Here is an 18,687-nt window from a genome sequence, read left to right on the forward strand (position 1 = left end):
AAAGAAAAAGGACGGTGCAAAGCATGCGTAAACCAATTATCGCAGGTAACTGGAAAATGAATAAAACTCTATCAGAAGCAGTTAGCTTCGTAGAGGAAGTTAAAGGTCAAATCCCAGCAGCTTCAGCTGTTGATGCAGTAGTTTGCTCTCCAGCTCTATTCTTAGAGCGCCTTGTAGCAGCAACTGAAGGGACTGACTTACAAGTAGGTGCACAAAACATGCACTTCGAAAAAAATGGTGCATTCACTGGCGAAATTAGCCCAGTAGCACTTAGCGACTTAAAAGTTGGCTATGTAGTACTTGGCCACTCTGAGCGTCGTGAAATGTTTGCTGAAACAGATGAGTCAGTAAACAAAAAGACTATCGCAGCATTTGAACATGGTTTAACACCAATCGTATGTTGTGGTGAGACTTTAGAAGAGCGCGAAAGCGGAAAAACATTTGATCTAGTAGCAGGTCAAGTGACAAAAGCACTTGCAGGTTTAACAGAAGAGCAAGTTAAAGCAACTGTTATCGCTTATGAGCCAATCTGGGCTATCGGTACAGGTAAATCTTCTTCTTCTGCAGATGCAAACGAAGTATGTGCGCACATCCGTAAAGTTGTTGCAGAAGCTGTTTCTCCAGAAGCTGCAGAAGCTGTTCGTATCCAATACGGCGGTAGCGTAAAACCAGAAAACATTAAAGAGTATATGGCACAATCTGACATCGACGGCGCTTTAGTTGGCGGTGCTAGCTTAGAGCCTGCTTCGTTCTTAGGTCTTCTGGGGGCGGTAAAATGAGAAAGCCAACAGCTTTAATCATTCTTGACGGTTTCGGACTTCGTGAAGAAACTTACGGGAATGCTGTAGCACAAGCTAAGAAACCTAATTTTGATGGTTACTGGAACAAATTCCCTCACACAACGCTTACAGCTTGTGGTGAGGCGGTAGGTCTTCCAGAAGGTCAAATGGGTAACTCTGAGGTTGGTCACTTAAATATCGGTGCTGGCCGCGTAGTATATCAAAGCTTAACACGCGTTAACGTTGCAATTCGTGAAGGTGAGTTCGATAAGAACGAAACTTTTCAAAATGCAATTAAAAGCGTAAAAGAAAAAGGTACTGCACTTCATTTATTCGGTTTACTTTCTGACGGTGGTGTGCACAGTCACATGAACCATATGTTTGCTCTTCTTCGCTTAGCAGCAAAAGAAGGCGTGGAGAAAGTTTATATCCATGCATTCTTAGACGGCCGCGATGTTGGACCACAAACAGCAAAAGGTTATATCGATGCAACGAATGAAGTAATTAAAGAAACAGGAGTAGGACAATTCGCGACTATCTCTGGTCGTTATTACTCTATGGACCGTGACAAGCGTTGGGATCGCGTAGAAAAATGTTACAGTGCTATGGTGAATGGTGAAGGCCCTACTTATAAATCAGCAGAAGAGTGTGTAGAAGACTCTTATGCGAACGGTATCTATGATGAATTCGTATTGCCGTCTGTAATTGTTAACGAAGATAACACGCCAGTTGCAACAATCAATGATGATGATGCAGTTATCTTCTATAATTTCCGTCCAGACCGTGCAATTCAAATTGCTCGTGTATTTACAAACGAAGACTTCCGTGAGTTCGATCGTGGTGAAAAAGTACCTCACATTCCAGAATTCGTATGTATGACACACTTCAGTGAAACTGTAGATGGATACGTGGCATTCAAGCCAATGAACCTTGATAACACTTTAGGTGAAGTTGTTGCGCAAGCGGGATTAAAGCAACTTCGCATCGCGGAAACTGAAAAGTATCCGCACGTTACATTCTTCTTTAGCGGTGGTCGTGAGGCTGAATTCCCAGGAGAAGAACGTATCTTAATTAACTCACCAAAGGTTGCAACGTATGACTTGAAACCTGAAATGAGCATTTACGAAGTAACGGACGCTTTAGTAAATGAAATCGAAAATGATAAACATGATGTTATCATTCTTAACTTTGCGAACTGTGATATGGTTGGCCATTCTGGGATGATGGAACCAACAATTAAAGCAGTAGAAGCAACTGACGAATGTTTAGGAAAAGTTGTAGAAGCGATTCTTGCAAAAGATGGTGTAGCACTTATTACTGCTGACCATGGTAATGCTGATCAGGAGTTAACTGCTGATGGCGGTCCTATGACAGCTCATACAACTAACCCGGTTCCTTTCATCGTTACAAAAAATGATGTAGAGCTTCGTGAAGGTGGTATTTTAGGAGATATCGCTCCAACAATGCTTACACTTTTAAATGTGGAACAACCGAAAGAAATGACAGGTAAAACAATTATTAAATAATTTGCTTATATAAAAAGGAGAGAATTTATTATGCCAACAATTATTGATGTTTATGCTCGCGAAGTCCTTGACTCTCGTGGTAACCCAACTGTAGAAGTAGAAGTTTATACAGAAAGCGGCGCTTTCGGACGCGCTATCGTACCAAGTGGTGCATCTACTGGTGAGCACGAAGCAGTAGAATTACGTGACGGTGACAAATCTCGTTACCTTGGTAAAGGTGTTATTAACGCAGTAAACAACGTTAACGAAATTATCGCTCCAGAAATCGAAGGTTTCGATGTAACTGACCAAGCTGGTATCGACCGTGCTATGATCGAATTAGATGGCACTCCAAACAAAAGTAAACTAGGCGCTAACGCTATCCTTGGTGTATCTATGGCAGTAGCTCACGCAGCAGCTGACTTCGTAGGTCTTCCATTATACCGTTACCTTGGTGGATTCAATGCAAAACAATTACCAACTCCAATGATGAACATCATCAACGGTGGTTCTCACGCTGATAACAACGTTGACTTCCAAGAGTTCATGATCTTACCAGTTGGTGCTCCAACATTCAAAGAATCAATCCGTATGGGTGCTGAAGTATTCCATGCACTTAAAGCTGTATTACATGACAAAGGTCTTAACACTGCAGTAGGTGACGAAGGTGGATTCGCTCCAAACCTTGGTTCTAACCGTGAAGCTTTAGAAGTAATCATCGAAGCTATCGAAAAAGCTGGTTATAAAGCTGGCGAGAACGTATTCTTAGGAATGGACGTTGCTTCTTCTGAGTTCTACAACAAAGAAACTGGTAAATATGACCTTGCAGGTGAAGGCCGTACTGGCTTAACTTCTGCAGAAATGGTTGATTTCTATGAAGAGCTTTGCAAAGACTTCCCAATCATCTCTATCGAAGATGGTTTAGACGAAAACGACTGGGATGGTCACAAATTATTAACTGAGCGTATCGGTGATAAAGTACAATTAGTTGGTGACGATTTATTTGTAACTAACACTCAAAAACTTGCTGAAGGTATCGAAAAAGGTATCTCTAACTCAATCTTAATTAAAGTTAACCAAATCGGTACTTTAACTGAGACTTTCGAAGCTATCGAAATGGCTAAACGTGCTGGTTACACAGCAGTTGTATCTCACCGTTCTGGTGAAACTGAAGATGCTACAATCGCTGACATCGCAGTTGCAACTAACGCTGGCCAAATCAAAACTGGTTCTATGAGCCGTACTGACCGTATTGCTAAGTACAACCAATTATTACGCATCGAAGACGAACTAGGCGAAATCGCTGTTTACGATGGTATCAAATCTTTCTATAACATCAAACGATAATTGTAGAAAATAAACGACAGACCGTGAGAAATCACGGTCTGTTTTTTTATGCTAAAATTGTTCACCCGTCATAAGTGACATGAAATGTTTGAAGAAGCGGTTATAGTCAAAATCAATTGCAATTTGATGAACCGGCCAATCAATAAATGGCTTCTGGTTCACTAAAGAGCGAAATTCCCCTATGCTTGCTCCTTGTGCAGAGGATTCTGTCATGACAACAATAGGTGATTTATGATACGTGAACATAGAGTTATCAAATAAAGCGAGTATTGGAATTGTGTCATGGAAAGGACTCCCCTTTAAATGTGGTAGGGCGTCTTTATAATATCCGTAGTAATAATGATCAAATAACGGTTTGACAAGTGGAGCTTTTCCTTTCGCCTCAATGTATTCTGCCATTTCTGGTGTAATGATGGAGTATTGAGTGACGTTTAATGGGTATATGTACATGTTAACTGCGGATTGAAGGACTATATTAGCGGCAGTAGGATCGCCATAAAAGTTTGCTTCGGAAATAGGGGTAACATTACCAGGATGTAAAAAGGCACCGCCCATTACGTAGTAAGATTTAATTTGTTTCATTAACTGTTTGCACATGATAAACAAAATTGCTAGGGAGGTAAGTCTTCCTAAACTTACAATGATTAATTCATCTTTATACTGTTCAATAAGAGGAATGACTTCAAAAAAATTCTCCATTTCTCCGTTAGTCACATTCACCTTTGGAATAATTGGACCGAGCCCCTGTTTCCCATGTACATCCGTAAAAAACGCAGGTGGGGCACCAGTAAGGGGACGTTCTGAACCACCGAATATCTTGATATTTCTATTCTTTGTTTCGTTATTAAAAAAATGAGCATTTTCTACGGCTATTTTTTTTGGAACATTGCCGTAATCAGCAACGATACCGACGATTTCTATTTCATCGATAAAGAATGCTAAGAGGAGAGCCATCGTATCATCAATCCCAGGATCACAAAAAATGAGAACTTTTTTGGGCATATGTTCACCACCTATCTTGTTTATCCCGTACAAATCCGCTTGGTGAGGGCTAATAATTAATGAAGATGAGGAAAACCTCATTGATTAAAGTTTCACTTTATATATATGTAAGTTTAAGAATAAAAAGATTATTTTATTGAAATAATAATCTTTTAAATTCAGAAAATAAAAACTTTTTATATTAGGTCAAGGGTTTTGACATAATTTTCGTTTGGAAATGCAGTCATATCAAGGTTGTAAGCGTATAACATAGGCTGTTTTTGCTGTCAAGTTGATAAATTGCAGCTTTTTACAATTTATACTATGATAAAGATATTAACAGAAGATCGTATAAACATGAGGGATGATGAACATGAAATTTACAAAGATTCTTGTCCAAATTGCTGCTCTTTACGTGTTTTATATGGTTGGAACTTGGGTGCAAGAAATGCTAAATATTCCGATTCCAGGAAGTTTGATTGGAATGTTCCTCTTACTTGTTTTACTTAGCCTAAAAGTTCTTCCAGTGAAATGGTTCGATTTAGGAGCAGAAACACTCGTTGCTATTATGCCGTTTTTATTAATTCCGCCAACGCTTGGCCTAATGAATTACGGTGCTTTTTTTATGAGTAAAGGAATTTCTCTTTTCATTACAGTTGTAGCGAGTACATTTTTAATTATTATTGTCGCAGGACATACAGGACAATATCTTGCGAATAGGAAGGAAAGAGAGTCGCGATGAGCCAAATATTAATCGGAATCGGTTGGGTTCTTTTTACGGTGCTATTATATCAATTATCTAAAAAAATCTATAAATTATTTCCAACACCATTCACCATTCCAATGCTTGTAGCAACTGGATTAATGGCTTTCCTATTTATCGTGCTTGATATACCATATCAACATTATATGGAAAGTGGTGGTGGCTGGATTGCAAAGCTACTTGGACCCGGTGTTGTAGCATTTGCAATTCCTCTTTATAAACAACGTCATGTTCTGCAAAAATATGTTGTACCGATTGCTGGCGGGGTATTAGTAGGTACAACAGTTGCAATCGCTAGTGATTTTGCGATTGCTTCACTTATGGGAACGGATAAAAGCTTAATCTTATCGTCATTACCAAAATCGGTGACAATGCCAGTTGCGATGAGTGTTTCTGAACAAGTCGGTGGTGTACCTTCCTTAACAGCAGCTTTCGTTGTTATCGCAGGTATTACTGGAACGATTACAGGACCCCTTTTATTAAAATGGAGCCGTGTTACAAACTCAGTTGGTAAAGGTATCGGATTTGGATGTGCTTCTCATATTATGGGCGTGATGAGAGCGATGAAAAATAACGAGCATGAAGGTGTTATTGGATCGGTAACAATGACATTAACAGCAATTTTGACATGTTTACTTGGACCGTTATTTGCGATGATGTTTATGTAATAGAAGAAAAGCGAGAGCGCCTCTATAGCTCTCGCTTTTCTATAGAATTTATGCTACAGTTACAATAACTGAATCTTTGTAGGAGGTACGCCAAGTGCATACGTTATTATCAGTTTTACTTATTATTGTATCGATTTTAATGATTGTTATGGTACTTATGCAATCTAGTAATAGCTCAGGCCTTTCAGGTGCAATTTCAGGCGGTGCGGAGCAATTATTTGGTAAGCAAAAGGCACGTGGAATTGAAGCGGTATTAAACCGTATTACAATTGTTTTAGCTGTATTGTTCTTTGTATTAACAATTGGTGTTACGTACTTCAATTTATAGAATTGAAAGAAGAAGCGTTAGTGAATGGTACTAATGGTTCTTCTTTTTTTGTTTTGCTATTTGAAAGATGTTTCTAATTAGATTATAGAAATACAAATATGGTACACTAGATATAGAAAGAATACGACTAGATTACAGAAGAGAAAGAGGAGAAATACATGATGAAATTAGCATCTCCGAAACCATTTACATTTGAGGGTGGAGACCGCGCTGTTTTATTACTACATGGATTCACAGGGAACTCAGCTGATGTACGTATGTTAGGGCGTTTCTTAGAAAAGAAAGGCTATACTTGTCATGCGCCAATTTATAAAGGGCACGGTGTACCACCAGAAGAGCTTGTTCATACAGGGCCTACAGATTGGTGGCAAGATGTAACGGAGGCATATCAGCTTTTAAAAGATAAAGGTTTTGAGAAAATTGCTGTTGTTGGATTGTCACTTGGCGGCGTATTTTCTTTAAAATTAGGTTATACAGTACCGGTTTTAGGTGTAGTACCAATGTGTGCACCGATGTATATTAAGAGCGAAGAAACGATGTACCAAGGTATATTGGCATATGCCCGCGAATATAAAAAACGTGAGCAAAAATCACCTGAACAAATTGAACAAGAAATGTTGGAATTCCAAAAGACACCGATGAATACATTAAAAGCATTACAACAATTAATTGCTGACGTACGTAACAATGTGGATATGATTTATGCGCCAACATTTGTTGTACAAGCACGTCATGACGAAATGATTAATACAGATAGTGCTAACATTATTTATAACGGTGTAGAATCTACGTTAAAAGACATTAAATGGTATGAAGACTCTACGCATGTCATTACACTTGATAAACAACGTGACGAGCTACATGAGGATGTATATAACTTCTTGGAGCAACTAGATTGGTAAGATCTAGTTGCCTCTTTTTTTCATAAGGAATTTTTTGTGAAAACTGTAAAAATCATAAGGGGAGTATTGAAGTTTCACTTTATACATCCCCTATCTTTCGGATACACTAAATAATATAAGGTTTTAAAGGAGGTATTTTTGCTTGGAAGAAATCATACAAGAACATATTGATAAGTTGTTATTATTTATGAGAGAAGAAGCGTATAAACCGCTAACGATACAAGAGTTAGAAGAGGCATTTGGAATTGAAGGTTCTGAGGGTTTTAAAGATTTTGTAAAGGCACTTGTAACGATGGAAGAGAAGGGACTTGTTATTCGTACACGTAGCAACCGTTACGGTCTTCCTGAAAAGATGAATTTAATACGCGGTAAATTAATTGGACATGCACGTGGTTTTGCATTCGTTGTACCAGACGAGAAGAAAACAGGAGACGATGATCTTTTCATCCCACCTACAGAATTAAACGGTGCACTTCATGGCGATACAGTATTAGCACGCCTTAGTTCTCAATCGAGCGGTTCGCGTCAAGAAGGTTCAATTGTACGCATTTTAGAACGTGGCACGAAAGAGCTAGTTGGTACATATACAGAATCGAAAAACTTTGGATTTGTTATACCTGACAATAAGCGCTGGACGAGTGATATCTTTATCTTGAAAAGCGCATCAATGGGTGCTGTAGAAGGTCATAAAGTAGTTGTGAAAATTACGAGCTATCCAGAGAATCGTTTAAGCGCAGAAGGTGAAGTTATTCAAATTCTAGGTCATAAAAATGATCCAGGAGTAGATATTTTATCTGTCATTCATAAACATCATTTACCTTTAGCATTCCCTGAGGAAGTGATGGAGCATGCAAACAGTGTACCAGAAACGATTTCAGAAGAAGATTTAAAAGATCGCCGCGACCTGCGTGATCAAATGATCGTAACGATTGATGGTGCAGATGCGAAAGACTTAGATGATGCTGTTACAGTAACGAAGCTTGAAAATGGTAACTACAAGCTAGGCGTTCACATTGCGGATGTAAGTCATTACGTTCAAGAAGGCTCTCCAATTGATGTTGAAGCAGCGGAAAGAGCGACAAGTGTGTATCTTGTTGACCGTGTAATCCCGATGATTCCGCATCGTCTATCTAACGGTATTTGTTCATTAAATCCGAAAGTAGACCGTCTGACATTATCTTGTGAAATGGAAATCAACAACTTAGGTGATGTTGTTAAACACGAGATTTTCCAAAGTGTGATTAAAACGACAGAGCGTATGACGTATGCTGACGTAAGAAGCATTTTAGAAGATGAGGACGAAGAGTTAATTAAGCGTTATGAGCCGCTCGTACCGATGTTTAAAGAGATGGGTCAATTGGCACAAATTTTACGTGAAAAACGTATGCGCCGTGGTGCAATTGACTTTGACTTTAAAGAAGCGAAAGTATTAGTAGATGAAGAAGGAAAACCGACAGACGTTGTCATGCGCGATCGTTCTGTATCAGAGAAGTTAATTGAAGAATTTATGCTTGTTGCGAATGAAACAGTAGCAGAGCACTTCCACTGGATGAACGTACCGTTTATGTACCGTGTCCATGAAGATCCGAAAGAAGATAAGCTTGAGCGTTTCTTCGAGTTTGTAACGAACTTCGGATATGCGGTAAAAGGACGTGCGAATGAAGTGCACCCTCGTGCGCTGCAACAAATTCTTGAAATGGTTCAAGGACAGCCAGAAGAAGTAGTTATTTCAACAGTTATGCTTCGTTCTATGAAGCAAGCTCGTTACGATGCGGATAGTTTAGGACATTTCGGTTTATCAACTGAGTTCTACACACACTTCACATCACCAATTCGTCGTTACCCAGATACAATCGTTCATAGATTAATTCGTGAATACATTATTAATGGTAAAGTCGACAACGAAACGCAAGCAAAATGGCGTGAAAAATTACCTGAGATTGCAGAGCACTCTTCTAATATGGAACGCCGTGCTGTTGAAGCAGAGCGTGAAACAGATGAGATGAAAAAAGCAGAGTATATGGTTGATAAGATCGGTGAAGAGTATGACGGTATGATTAGCTCTGTAACAAACTTCGGTTTATTCGTAGAGCTTCCAAATACAATTGAAGGTCTTGTACACGTTAGTTATTTAACGGATGATTACTACCGTTATGACGAGCAGCATTTCGCTATGATCGGAGAACGTACAGGAAACGTATTCCGCATCGGTGATGAAATTACAATTCGCGTTATTAACGTAAACAAAGACGAGCGTGCAATCGACTTTGAAATCGTTGGCATGAAAGGCACACCTCGCCGTAAGTTCAAAGATCGTCCAGTCGTTATCGAGCAGCCAAGAACAGGCAGAAAGAAACGCGGTGGACGTAGCGAGCGCAGTAATGAGCGCGGCGGTGAACGTGGCACAGGTAGAAAATTTGACCGTGGTGGTAAAGGAAAAGGAAGAGGATCTGCATCCGCATCCGCTTCTGCTAGCCAGCCAGGAAAAAAAGATGGTAACGGTAAGAAGAAAAAAGCATTCTTCGAAAACGTACCAGGATTCAAGAAGAAAAAGAAAAAGCGTAAGTAAGAAAAGAGTGGCTTCGCTTTGATGAAAAGCGGGGCCTTTTCTTTTTTTATTGGTGGCTTGAGAACGAGCCACTTTCGCTTTTTAATGGAATCTAGCTACAGTGGCTAGAATGTTCGGCGGCTTCGCTTCTTCCCGAGAGGCAAAGAGCGCCTCAAGGTCAGAAGCTCCATCCACCTCACATTCTGAGCGAGCCACTTTCGCTTTTAATGGAATCCAGCTACAGTGGCTAGAATGTTCGGCGGCTTCACTTCTTCCCGAGAGGCAAAGAGCGCCTCAAGGTCAGAAGCTCCATCCACCTCACATTCTGAGCGAGCCACTTTCGCTTTTAATGGAATCCAGCTACAGTGGCTAGAATCTGTTGGCCATTTCACTCCCTCGGACGAAGCAAAAAGCGCTTCTCTGTCGGGAGTTCCAATGTCCAAAGATTCTGAGCGAGCCACTTTCGCTTTTTATTAACATTTGTTACAATAGTAAAAATAGAGGAGGGACGTTATATGCCAAAGGGTACAGGTAAGGTTATTGCACAAAATAAAAAAGCATTTCATGATTATTTCATCGAAGAAACATACGAAGCAGGGCTTGTCCTTCAAGGAACGGAAATTAAGTCGATTCGTGCTGGACGCGTAAACTTGAAAGATGCGTTTGCACGTGTACATAATGGTGAAGTATGGGTTCATAATATGCACATTAATACGTACGAACAAGGGAATCGTTTCAACCATGATCCACTTCGTACGAGAAAATTACTTCTGCATAAAAAAGAAATTGATAAACTAGCGGGCGCTGCGAAAGAAACAGGTTACGCATTAGTTCCACTTAGAATTTATTTGAAAAATGGATTTGCAAAGATGGCACTTGGTTTAGCAAAAGGTAAGAAGCAATACGATAAACGTCACGATTTAAAAGAGAAAGAAGCTAAACGTGAAATTGCACGCGCGTTCCGTGATCGCCAAAAGATGTAATACAGATATTTACATTTGTAAAATGGAGCGCGTATGTTATAATAACTTATGTAAGGTTGTTGCACATTGAAAAACAGCTCTTAGTAGCTATCACGATATTTTCTTCGTATGCTCCATTTTTATCATGGGGACGTTACGGATTCGACAGGGATAGTTCGAGCTTAGGTTGCGAGTCGAGGGGATCGGCCTCGTTAAAACGTCAAAGCCTATAATTGGCAAACAAAACAATCTTTCTTTAGCTGCTTAATTGCACTAAAGGTTCCTCCCTCCATCGTCCATGTGGTAGGGTAAGGGACTCAAACTAAGTGGACTACGCCGGAGTTCGCCGTCTGAGGACAAAGGAAGAGAACAACCAGACTAGCAACTTGGAAGCCTGTCGATAGGCCGAAGAGTTCGCGAAGTGCTAATATATCGACTACACTCGTAGAAGCTTAAGTGCCGATATTTTTGGACGTGGGTTCGACTCCCACCGTCTCCACCAATACATATTTGGTGGTTTTTTATTTTGTATGATATGAACCATAATTTTGCCAGGTTGGCGAGGTTATGGTTCTTTTTGTTTATGGAAAAGTTATAGTTCTAAAAATAGAATGTATCTAATTCTTTGGTTCTTTCACTTACATCCTCAATGTATCTTGTGTGCTATCCCTTAATGATCACAATTTTATCCCGTCAAAGCCTGAGTGGTGAGGACTGATAATTAGTGGGGATGAACATCCCTGTTTGATCAATTAATACTTCACTTTATTTGAATCTTCATATATTTTGTGTTTTTATCCATACCTATTGTAAGATTATATAGAGTTCTCCTAATAAGCTGTTTTAATGGATTATTTAGGGGGGGAATTTGTAAATCATAAATTGTTTTTTCGGAATAATTTTTTATATAAATAAGTTATATTGAAGTAGAGGTGAACCATCGGTGAAGCAGGTGTTGGTGATTAAAAATGAACGGTCTTCAGCAAAGAAAATCGTAAGCGGTCTAACGCAAGAAGGCTATTTCATTTTAAAACTTCACAATGAAAACGAAGGTTTAAATATAATATATGAACAAGATTGGGATATTATCATATTGGATTGGGATTCATTAAGTATATCAGGACCAGAAATTTGCAGACAAATACGACTTGTTAAAACGACACCGATTATTATTGTGACTGACAATATTTCTAGTAAGGATTGCGTTGCAGGGTTACAAGCAGGAGCAGATGATTATATAAGAAAACCATTTGCGAAAGAAGAATTAGTAGCAAGGGTTCAAGCAATTTTAAGGAGAAGTGATTGTAACCAGCAAAAGGAGATAAACTTTTTTCAGTTTAAAGATCTCTTTGTTGATGCATCAAGCAATATTGTGAAAAAAGGTGGCGAAAATCTCTCACTTACTAAGCGTGAGTACGATTTACTTGTATTTTTAATCAAAAACAAAAACACGATATTGAGCCGTGAAATGCTTTTGAATCAAGTTTGGGGATATAACGTAGTAGTAAATCCAAATGTAGTAGATTTATATATTGGGTATGTAAGAAAAAAGTTAAAGTGCGAGAAGAAAGACAGATATATTCAAACGATACACGGCAGAGGCTATTCAATGATTGAATGATAAAATAAGGTAATAGAAAAAAGTTTCTTAGAAGTATTAAAAGACGTAAAAAATGGATTATGAAAATATTAGCTATTAATGGGCGTGTTTTGTAGAGGAAATCATGGTTAATCAATACGCCCGACTTCACATATTACTTTCTATGCCTGATTTTATGAATTCGCACCATTCACAAGATTTTCACAGAATTAATGACTATACTAATTAACAGGATGTTCAAATGAAAATGATTATCAATAGCGATTCAATTGAATAAAAGTTACTTTCTAATTCAATCTATGGATGTCATCATTTTCGAAATAAATCACACTATAAGGAGTATACATATGAAAAAATCTATGCTTTTAAAATTAGTGAGTATTCTAGCAATTTTCACTTTAATGTTAGTGGCTTGCTCAGATTCAAGTAAAGAAACTTCGAAGGCTAATAATAAAGATAATGGTAGTGATAAGCCAAAAACGGTTGAAATCACTGATGCTCATGGAACTGTTAAAGTACCTGTAAACCCAAAGAATGTAGTTGCTTTGGATAACAGAACTTTTGAAACTTTATCTGATTGGGGAATTAAACTAGCGGCTGCTCCAAAAGATATCATGCCTGCAGATTCAGCATATAAAAAGGATGATTCAGTTCAAAATATTGGAAATCACCGTGAACCAAATCTTGAAATTATTGCAGCGGCAAACCCTGACCTTGTAATCGTTGGTCAAAGATTTGCTGATCATTACGAAGAAATTAAAAAATTAGTGCCAAATGCAGCTGTTATTGATCTTAATTTTGATGTTTCTGAGAAGGCTAATAAGCCTGGAGAAAACTTAGTAAAAGGACTTAAAGATTCTACAACTACTTTAGGTAAAATCTTTGCTAAAGATAAAGAAGCTAAACAATTAATAGCTGATTTCGACAAATCTATTGAAAAAGCAAAATCTGCTTATAACGGAAAAGATAAAGTTATGAGTGTTATCGTTACTGGTGGAAATATCGGCTTTGCAGCTCCACATTCTGGTCGCGTTTGGGGACCAATGTATGACATTTTCGGTTGGACTCCAGCATTAGAAGTTTCGAATTCTACTGCAGGTCATAAAGGTGATGACGTTTCTGTTGAAGCTATTGCACAAACAAATCCTGATTGGCTTTTCGTATTAGATCGTGATGCTGCAACATCTGATGCAGCTAAGTCAGCTCCAGCTAAGGATGTTATTTCTAAATCACCAGCTCTTCAAAACACAACTGCTGTTTCTAAAAAACAAGTTGTTTATGCACCAGAAGATACTTACACAAATGAATCAATTCAGACTTATGTAGAGTTATTTGGAAATCTTGCAAAAACTTTAGCTAAGTAGTGTAAAGGGGTACGAAACAGTGTCAAAAAATATGATTTCTAGGGTTGAGAATATTTCTCAACCCCAGTTTTATAATCACAATAAAATATGGACAAAACCTTTTATAATAGCGGTTATAGTTGTTATAATTTTAGGGATTATATCACTGTTTACTGGAGTTTATGATATACGTGGACAAGAGGATGGAATGGAGATGTTTTTCATCACTCGTGTTCCGAGAACAGTTGCATTAATGCTTACTGGAGCTGCAATGGCAATGGCAGGGCTCGTAATGCAACTCATTACACAGAATCGCTTTGTTGAACCTACTACAACGGGGACGATTGAATGGTCAGGCTTAGGCCTGCTTTTTGTGTATTTACTATTTCCTGCCCCGACTTTAGTTCAAAGAATGACTGGTGCAATCATTTTTTCTTTTATAGGAACTATGATTTTCTTTCTATTTTTAAGAAGAGTTAAGCTTCGTTCGTCTTTAATTGTCCCGATTATTGGATTGATGCTTGGAGCAGTAATTTCTGCAGTGTCTACTTTTTTGGGACTCCTTTTTCAAAAGACGCAAAGTATTGAAACTTGGTTTGTAGGTTCATTTGCTAACATTCAGGTGGGGAGATATGAATATTTATGGCTGATTGTTATCATTACTTTTCTTATTTTTATGTATGCTAATAGATTGACTTTAGCTGGACTAGGAGAAGATGTCGCAACAAGCCTTGGAGTTAATTATAATAGAATTGTTCTTTTTGGGACTGCCCTTATCTCTGTTGCAGTTGGAATTGTTGCAGCTGTTATTGGACACTTGCCTTTCTTAGGATTAATTGTGCCAAATATCGTTTCAATGTTTAGAGGTGATGATCTTAGGAGTAATTTACCTTGGGTTTGTGTGATCGGAATGGGGTCAATAACTGCCTGTGACATCATTTCTCGAACAATTATACAGCCTTTTGAAGTACCTGTTTCTTTAATACTTGCAACGGTGGGAGCAGTCGTGTTTATTACTATTTTATTGAGACAAAGAAAACCAAGGAGGCTGCGATGATCACATTAGAATATAGAAAAAAAGAAAATGTCGAAATCGATTCTAGCCTTCATAATGAAAGTAGATCAGCTAGTGCTTTTCGGTCTAAGAAGGAAGCAAGACGTTATTGGATTTTACTGATAACATTGATTGCTTTAGGTCTTCTTTCTTCATATGGACTTTTAGTTTATAACAATCCAGTTCCGATAGATTCACCTTCTTTTATCCCAGTTGTTAAGAGAAGGATAGTAGCTATTGTTGCAATGATTATCGCTGCAGTTTGCCATAGCTTGTCGACAGTTGCTTTCCAATCTATTACGAATAACAAAATTATTACTCCATCGCTTTTAGGTTTTGAATCACTTTATTCAGCAATTCAAACGAGTACAATATTCTTCTTTGGTGCTAGTGCATTAATAAATTTTAATGGAATTGGCTCATTTTTATTCCAAGTTGTTGTTATGGTCTTCATGAGTTTGATACTTTATGGATGGTTACTTTCCGGCAAATACGGGAATTTACAACTTATGCTTTTAGTTGGAATTATTATTGGTACCGGGCTAAATTCTGTGTCAACTTTCATGAGAAAACTACTTGCGCCTTCAGAATTTGATATTTTACAAGCAAGATTATTTGGTTCTGTTAATCATGCAGATCCTGCATATTTCCCTATTGTAATTCCGATGATCATAATTGTAGCAGTATTAATTTTTGCTCATTCTAAGAATTTGAATGTTTTGTCACTAGGAAAGGATGTTGCTACTTCTTTTGGAGTTAAATATCAACCTAGTGTAATTTATACGCTTGTATTAGTAGCTATTTTGATGTCTATTTCAACAGCTCTAATTGGGCCACTTACTTTCTACGGCTTTTTAGTAGCAACTTTGAGTTATCAGGCGGCGTCAACTTATGATCATAGATATATTTTCCCAATGGCTTTTGCTATAGGATTTTTAATAATGACGAGCGCATACTTTTTAATGTATCATGTATTCCATGCTCAAGGTGTAGTTTCAGTTATTATTGAATTATTTGGTGGAATCATATTCTTAACTATAGTTTTAAGGAAGAGGGCTTTATGATAAAAATTGATAATGTTAAAAAGTTCTATACTGATAAGGTAAAAATAGGACCTTTGGATATTGAAATACCAAAAGCAGGCTTTACTTCTTTAATTGGACCAAATGGTGCTGGAAAGTCAACGACACTTTTGATGATTGGCAGACTTTTAGATATGGATGAAGGCCAAATTCAGGTAGCAAATATGGATGTTTCTGAATCTAAATCGAAAGACTTAGCAAAAGTTTTGACTATATTGCGACAAGAAAATCATTTTGTAACTAGGCTTACTGTGAGACAATTAGTTGGATTTGGGCGCTTTCCTTATTCAAAGGGAAGATTGACTAAAGAAGATGAGGCTATCATCTCTAAATATATCGATTTCTTAGATTTAACTAGTTTAGAGAATAGATATTTAGATGAGCTTTCTGGTGGTCAAAGACAAAGGGCATATGTAGCGATGGTATTGTGCCAAGAGACGGAATATGTACTTTTGGACGAACCTTTAAACAACCTTGATGTTGCTCGTTCTGTTCAAATGATGGAGCATTTGAGACGTGCAGCTAATGAATTTGGAAGAACAATTTTGACTGTCATGCATGACATAAATTTTGCAGCTAAATACTCGGATAAAATTTGTGCTATGAAAGATGGACAAATTGCTGCTTTCGGAACAGTAGAAGAAGTTATGGACCCAACACTTTTGACAGATATTTTTGAAACAAAAATAGAAATTATTAATGGTCCTTATGGGCCAATCGCAGTTTATTAGTTATAAAATGTAAAAAAATACTGTAGCTTGCGTAGATTATGCAAGCTACTCTAGTTGAAGTTGCTGTCTATATTTTATAGGCAGCAGCTTTTTTATGTGACTACTCATAAAATGCAAAAGAATGCTTCACCTTTTCAAGTATGTACCAAGTAGAAAAATATCCCTGTATAACTTTTTAAAACAATTCAGCTTGTTTTTTGTATATGTAATATTGCATATCAGAGTGTATTGATAAAAGTGTAAGGGGTCACTATAATGAGGGCATAAAGATAAATCAAAATTTCGTAGCAATAAAAAGGAGGAAATAATATGGAAATCGCAATGGCAGTTTTAAAATTTGTAGGTGGCGTAATCCCGTTAATTCAAGAACTTTTAAAAGCATTTATGTAAATTTATTAGTTAGCAATCATTATCGTATTTTACTAAAAAAAGAACGGGGTGATTTTTCTGAATATTAAGAAAAACACTAAAAGAAGAAAGTTCCTTGCATGTTTATTAGTTAGTCTATGCACTATTAATTATTCATCTATTTCCTTCGCAGAAACACAAGTAAGTAATACAACTGATGTAACCAAAAATGCTAGTGGCATTGATAATGGTATAGCAAATCTTAAATATAATAATCAAGAGGTTTTAGCTGTAAATGGTGATAAAGTAGAAAGTTTTGTTCCGAAAGAAAGTATCAATTCAAATGGTAAATTTGTAGTAGTGGAACGCGAGAAAAAATCACTTACAACGTCGCCAGTCGATATTTCAATTATTGATTCTGTAGTGAATCGTACGTATCCAGGAGCTGTACAACTTGCAAATAAAGCTTTTGCAGACAATCAACCGAGTTTATTAGTGGCTAAGAGAAAACCTTTGAATATTAGTATAGACTTACCGGGCATGAGAAAAGAAAATACAATCACTGTCCAAAATCCGACATATGGTAATGTAGCTGGAGCAGTAGACGATTTAGTATCTACTTGGAATGAAAAGTATTCTACAACACATACGTTACCTGCAAGAATGCAGTATACGGAATCTATGGTTTATAGTAAATCACAAATCGCAAGTGCTCTTAATGTTAACGCTAAATATCTTGATAACAGTCTAAACATTGATTTTAATGCGGTTGCAAATGGAGAGAAAAAAGTGATGGTAGCGGCGTATAAGCAAATATTTTATACGGTAAGTGCTGAACTACCTAACAATCCATCCGACCTTTTTGATAATAGCGTTACTTTTGACGAGTTAACTCGAAAAGGCGTAAGTAATTCGGCTCCACCTGTTATGGTTTCAAATGTAGCTTATGGTAGAACGATTTATGTAAAATTAGAAACAACATCTAAGAGCAAAGATGTACAAGCTGCTTTTAAAGCCTTACTTAAGAATAACAGCGTTGAAACAAGTGGACAGTATAAAGATATTTTTGAAGAAAGTACCTTTACTGCTGTAGTATTAGGCGGAGATGCGAAAGAGCATAACAAGGTTGTTACTAAAGATTTCAATGAAATCCGAAATATCATTAAAGATAATGCTGAATTAAGTCTTAAAAATCCAGCATACCCAATTTCATATACAAGCACTTTCTTAAAAGATAATGCAACTGCTGCTGTTCATAACAATACAGATTATATTGAGACGACAACTACAGAATATTCAAGTGCTAAAATGACACTTGATCATTACGGTGCTTACGTTGCTCAATTTGATGTATCTTGGGATGAATTCACATTTGACCAAAAGGGTAACGAAGTATTAACACATAAAACGTGGGATGGTAGCGGAAAAGACAAAACGGCTCATTACTCTACAGTTATCCCTCTTCCACCGAACTCAAAAAATATAAAAATTGTAGCAAGAGAATGTACAGGTCTTGCATGGGAATGGTGGAGAACAATTATTAATGAACAAAACGTTCCATTAACAAATGAAATAAAAGTTTCAATTGGAGGAACAACATTATACCCAACAGCTAGTATTAGTCATTAAGTATAAAACAAGCGCCCTATAAGTAGGGCGCTTTTTACTTGGTCACAAATTTTATTTTGTATCGGTATGTTTTTAAGTTTTGTAAATCATCAACTATAAGGTGGGAATATTGTGCAG

The 18,687-nt window shown here is 37.4% G+C and carries 17 protein-coding genes and 1 other RNA gene; 16 read left to right on the plus strand and 2 right to left on the minus strand.

Going from position 1 to position 18,687, the window contains the following annotated elements:
* Positions 1 to 23 precede the first annotated feature (23 nt).
* The 3 genes from tpiA to eno are packed head-to-tail and all read left to right on the plus strand — an operon-like array spanning position 24 to position 3,631.
* Positions 24 to 779 carry a triose-phosphate isomerase gene (gene tpiA / locus EBQ15_RS13540; RefSeq protein ID WP_001231038.1) on the plus strand — a complete coding sequence of 252 codons (756 nt, stop codon included), beginning with the start codon at positions 24 to 26 and terminating at the stop codon, positions 777 to 779.
* A complete protein-coding gene (gene gpmI, locus EBQ15_RS13545) occupies positions 776 to 2,305 on the plus strand; it encodes a 2,3-bisphosphoglycerate-independent phosphoglycerate mutase (protein WP_001231158.1) in 1,530 nt (509 codons plus the stop codon). The genes tpiA and gpmI overlap by 4 nt, the downstream gene beginning before the upstream one ends.
* A 30-nt stretch (positions 2,306 to 2,335) precedes the next feature.
* Entirely contained in the window at positions 2,336 to 3,631 is a 1,296-nt protein-coding gene (eno, locus tag EBQ15_RS13550) for a phosphopyruvate hydratase (protein WP_001142112.1), read from the plus strand.
* Positions 3,632 to 3,682: 51 nt separating this feature from the next.
* On the opposite strand, the gene EBQ15_RS13555 is transcribed toward eno, so the two are convergent.
* Entirely contained in the window at positions 3,683 to 4,633 is a 951-nt protein-coding gene (locus EBQ15_RS13555) for a nucleoside hydrolase (protein ID WP_001125046.1), read from the minus strand.
* A gap of 352 nt (positions 4,634 to 4,985) precedes the next feature.
* On the opposite strand from EBQ15_RS13555, the gene EBQ15_RS13560 reads away from it, so the two are divergent.
* The 5 genes from EBQ15_RS13560 (at position 4,986) to rnr (ending at position 9,842) form a co-directional block, all read left to right on the plus strand.
* The gene (locus tag EBQ15_RS13560) at positions 4,986 to 5,354 is read left to right on the plus strand and encodes a CidA/LrgA family holin-like protein (protein WP_000673222.1); all 369 of its coding nucleotides are present in this window, start codon (positions 4,986 to 4,988) and stop codon (positions 5,352 to 5,354) included.
* Complete coding sequence (locus EBQ15_RS13565; protein ID WP_000078304.1) at positions 5,351 to 6,043, plus strand: LrgB family protein; 693 nt, start codon at positions 5,351 to 5,353, stop codon at positions 6,041 to 6,043. The genes EBQ15_RS13560 and EBQ15_RS13565 overlap by 4 nt, the downstream gene beginning before the upstream one ends.
* Before the next feature lie 94 nt (positions 6,044 to 6,137).
* Positions 6,138 to 6,371, plus strand: coding sequence for a preprotein translocase subunit SecG (gene secG / locus EBQ15_RS13570; RefSeq protein ID WP_000557264.1), 234 nt, complete (start codon positions 6,138 to 6,140; stop codon positions 6,369 to 6,371).
* 161 nt (positions 6,372 to 6,532) lie between these two features.
* Positions 6,533 to 7,273 (plus strand): carboxylesterase, encoded by a 741-nt coding sequence (gene estA, locus EBQ15_RS13575; RefSeq protein WP_000761986.1) that lies wholly within the window; start codon positions 6,533 to 6,535, stop codon positions 7,271 to 7,273.
* 142 nt (positions 7,274 to 7,415) lie between these two features.
* Positions 7,416 to 9,842: a ribonuclease R gene (gene rnr, locus EBQ15_RS13580; RefSeq protein ID WP_000391077.1), complete on the plus strand. Its 2,427-nt coding sequence runs from the start codon at positions 7,416 to 7,418 to the stop codon at positions 9,840 to 9,842.
* A gap of 203 nt (positions 9,843 to 10,045) precedes the next feature.
* Here the strand turns inward: rnr and EBQ15_RS13590 are convergent, their stop codons facing one another.
* Positions 10,046 to 10,213 carry a hypothetical protein gene (locus tag EBQ15_RS13590; RefSeq protein WP_162279587.1) on the minus strand — a complete coding sequence of 56 codons (168 nt, stop codon included), beginning with the start codon at positions 10,211 to 10,213 and terminating at the stop codon, positions 10,046 to 10,048.
* Positions 10,214 to 10,336: 123 nt separating this feature from the next.
* On the opposite strand from EBQ15_RS13590, the gene smpB reads away from it, so the two are divergent.
* The 8 genes from smpB to alo all read left to right on the plus strand — a co-directional run bounded on the left by smpB (position 10,337) and on the right by alo (position 18,570).
* Positions 10,337 to 10,804 (plus strand): SsrA-binding protein, encoded by a 468-nt coding sequence (gene smpB / locus EBQ15_RS13595; RefSeq protein ID WP_001123919.1) that lies wholly within the window; start codon positions 10,337 to 10,339, stop codon positions 10,802 to 10,804.
* Between the two features lie 126 nt (positions 10,805 to 10,930).
* Positions 10,931 to 11,285: a transfer-messenger RNA gene (gene ssrA / locus EBQ15_RS13600) on the plus strand.
* Positions 11,286 to 11,726: 441 nt separating this feature from the next.
* On the plus strand, positions 11,727 to 12,404 hold the full coding sequence (locus tag EBQ15_RS13605; RefSeq protein WP_000815815.1) for a response regulator transcription factor: 678 nt from the start codon (positions 11,727 to 11,729) through the stop codon (positions 12,402 to 12,404).
* 326 nt (positions 12,405 to 12,730) lie between these two features.
* Positions 12,731 to 13,747, plus strand: a complete 1,017-nt coding sequence (locus EBQ15_RS13610) for a siderophore ABC transporter substrate-binding protein (protein WP_000749432.1) — start codon at positions 12,731 to 12,733, stop codon at positions 13,745 to 13,747.
* A gap of 19 nt (positions 13,748 to 13,766) precedes the next feature.
* Entirely contained in the window at positions 13,767 to 14,783 is a 1,017-nt protein-coding gene (locus EBQ15_RS13615) for an ABC transporter permease (RefSeq protein ID WP_000042064.1), read from the plus strand.
* Positions 14,780 to 15,844: an iron chelate uptake ABC transporter family permease subunit gene (locus EBQ15_RS13620; protein ID WP_000631242.1), complete on the plus strand. Its 1,065-nt coding sequence runs from the start codon at positions 14,780 to 14,782 to the stop codon at positions 15,842 to 15,844. Before EBQ15_RS13615 ends, EBQ15_RS13620 begins: the two co-directional genes overlap by 4 nt.
* The gene (locus EBQ15_RS13625) at positions 15,841 to 16,593 is read left to right on the plus strand and encodes an iron ABC transporter ATP-binding protein (RefSeq protein ID WP_000590061.1); all 753 of its coding nucleotides are present in this window, start codon (positions 15,841 to 15,843) and stop codon (positions 16,591 to 16,593) included. The genes EBQ15_RS13620 and EBQ15_RS13625 overlap by 4 nt, the downstream gene beginning before the upstream one ends.
* Before the next feature lie 438 nt (positions 16,594 to 17,031).
* Positions 17,032 to 18,570, plus strand: coding sequence for an anthrolysin O/cereolysin O family cholesterol-dependent cytolysin Alo (gene alo, locus EBQ15_RS13630; RefSeq protein WP_000576742.1), 1,539 nt, complete (start codon positions 17,032 to 17,034; stop codon positions 18,568 to 18,570).
* Positions 18,571 to 18,687: the final 117 nt, after the last annotated feature.

Source organism: Bacillus sp. 2D03, assembly GCF_003946765.1.
Taxonomy (GTDB): Bacteria; Bacillota; Bacilli; order Bacillales; family Bacillaceae_G; genus Bacillus_A; species Bacillus_A cereus.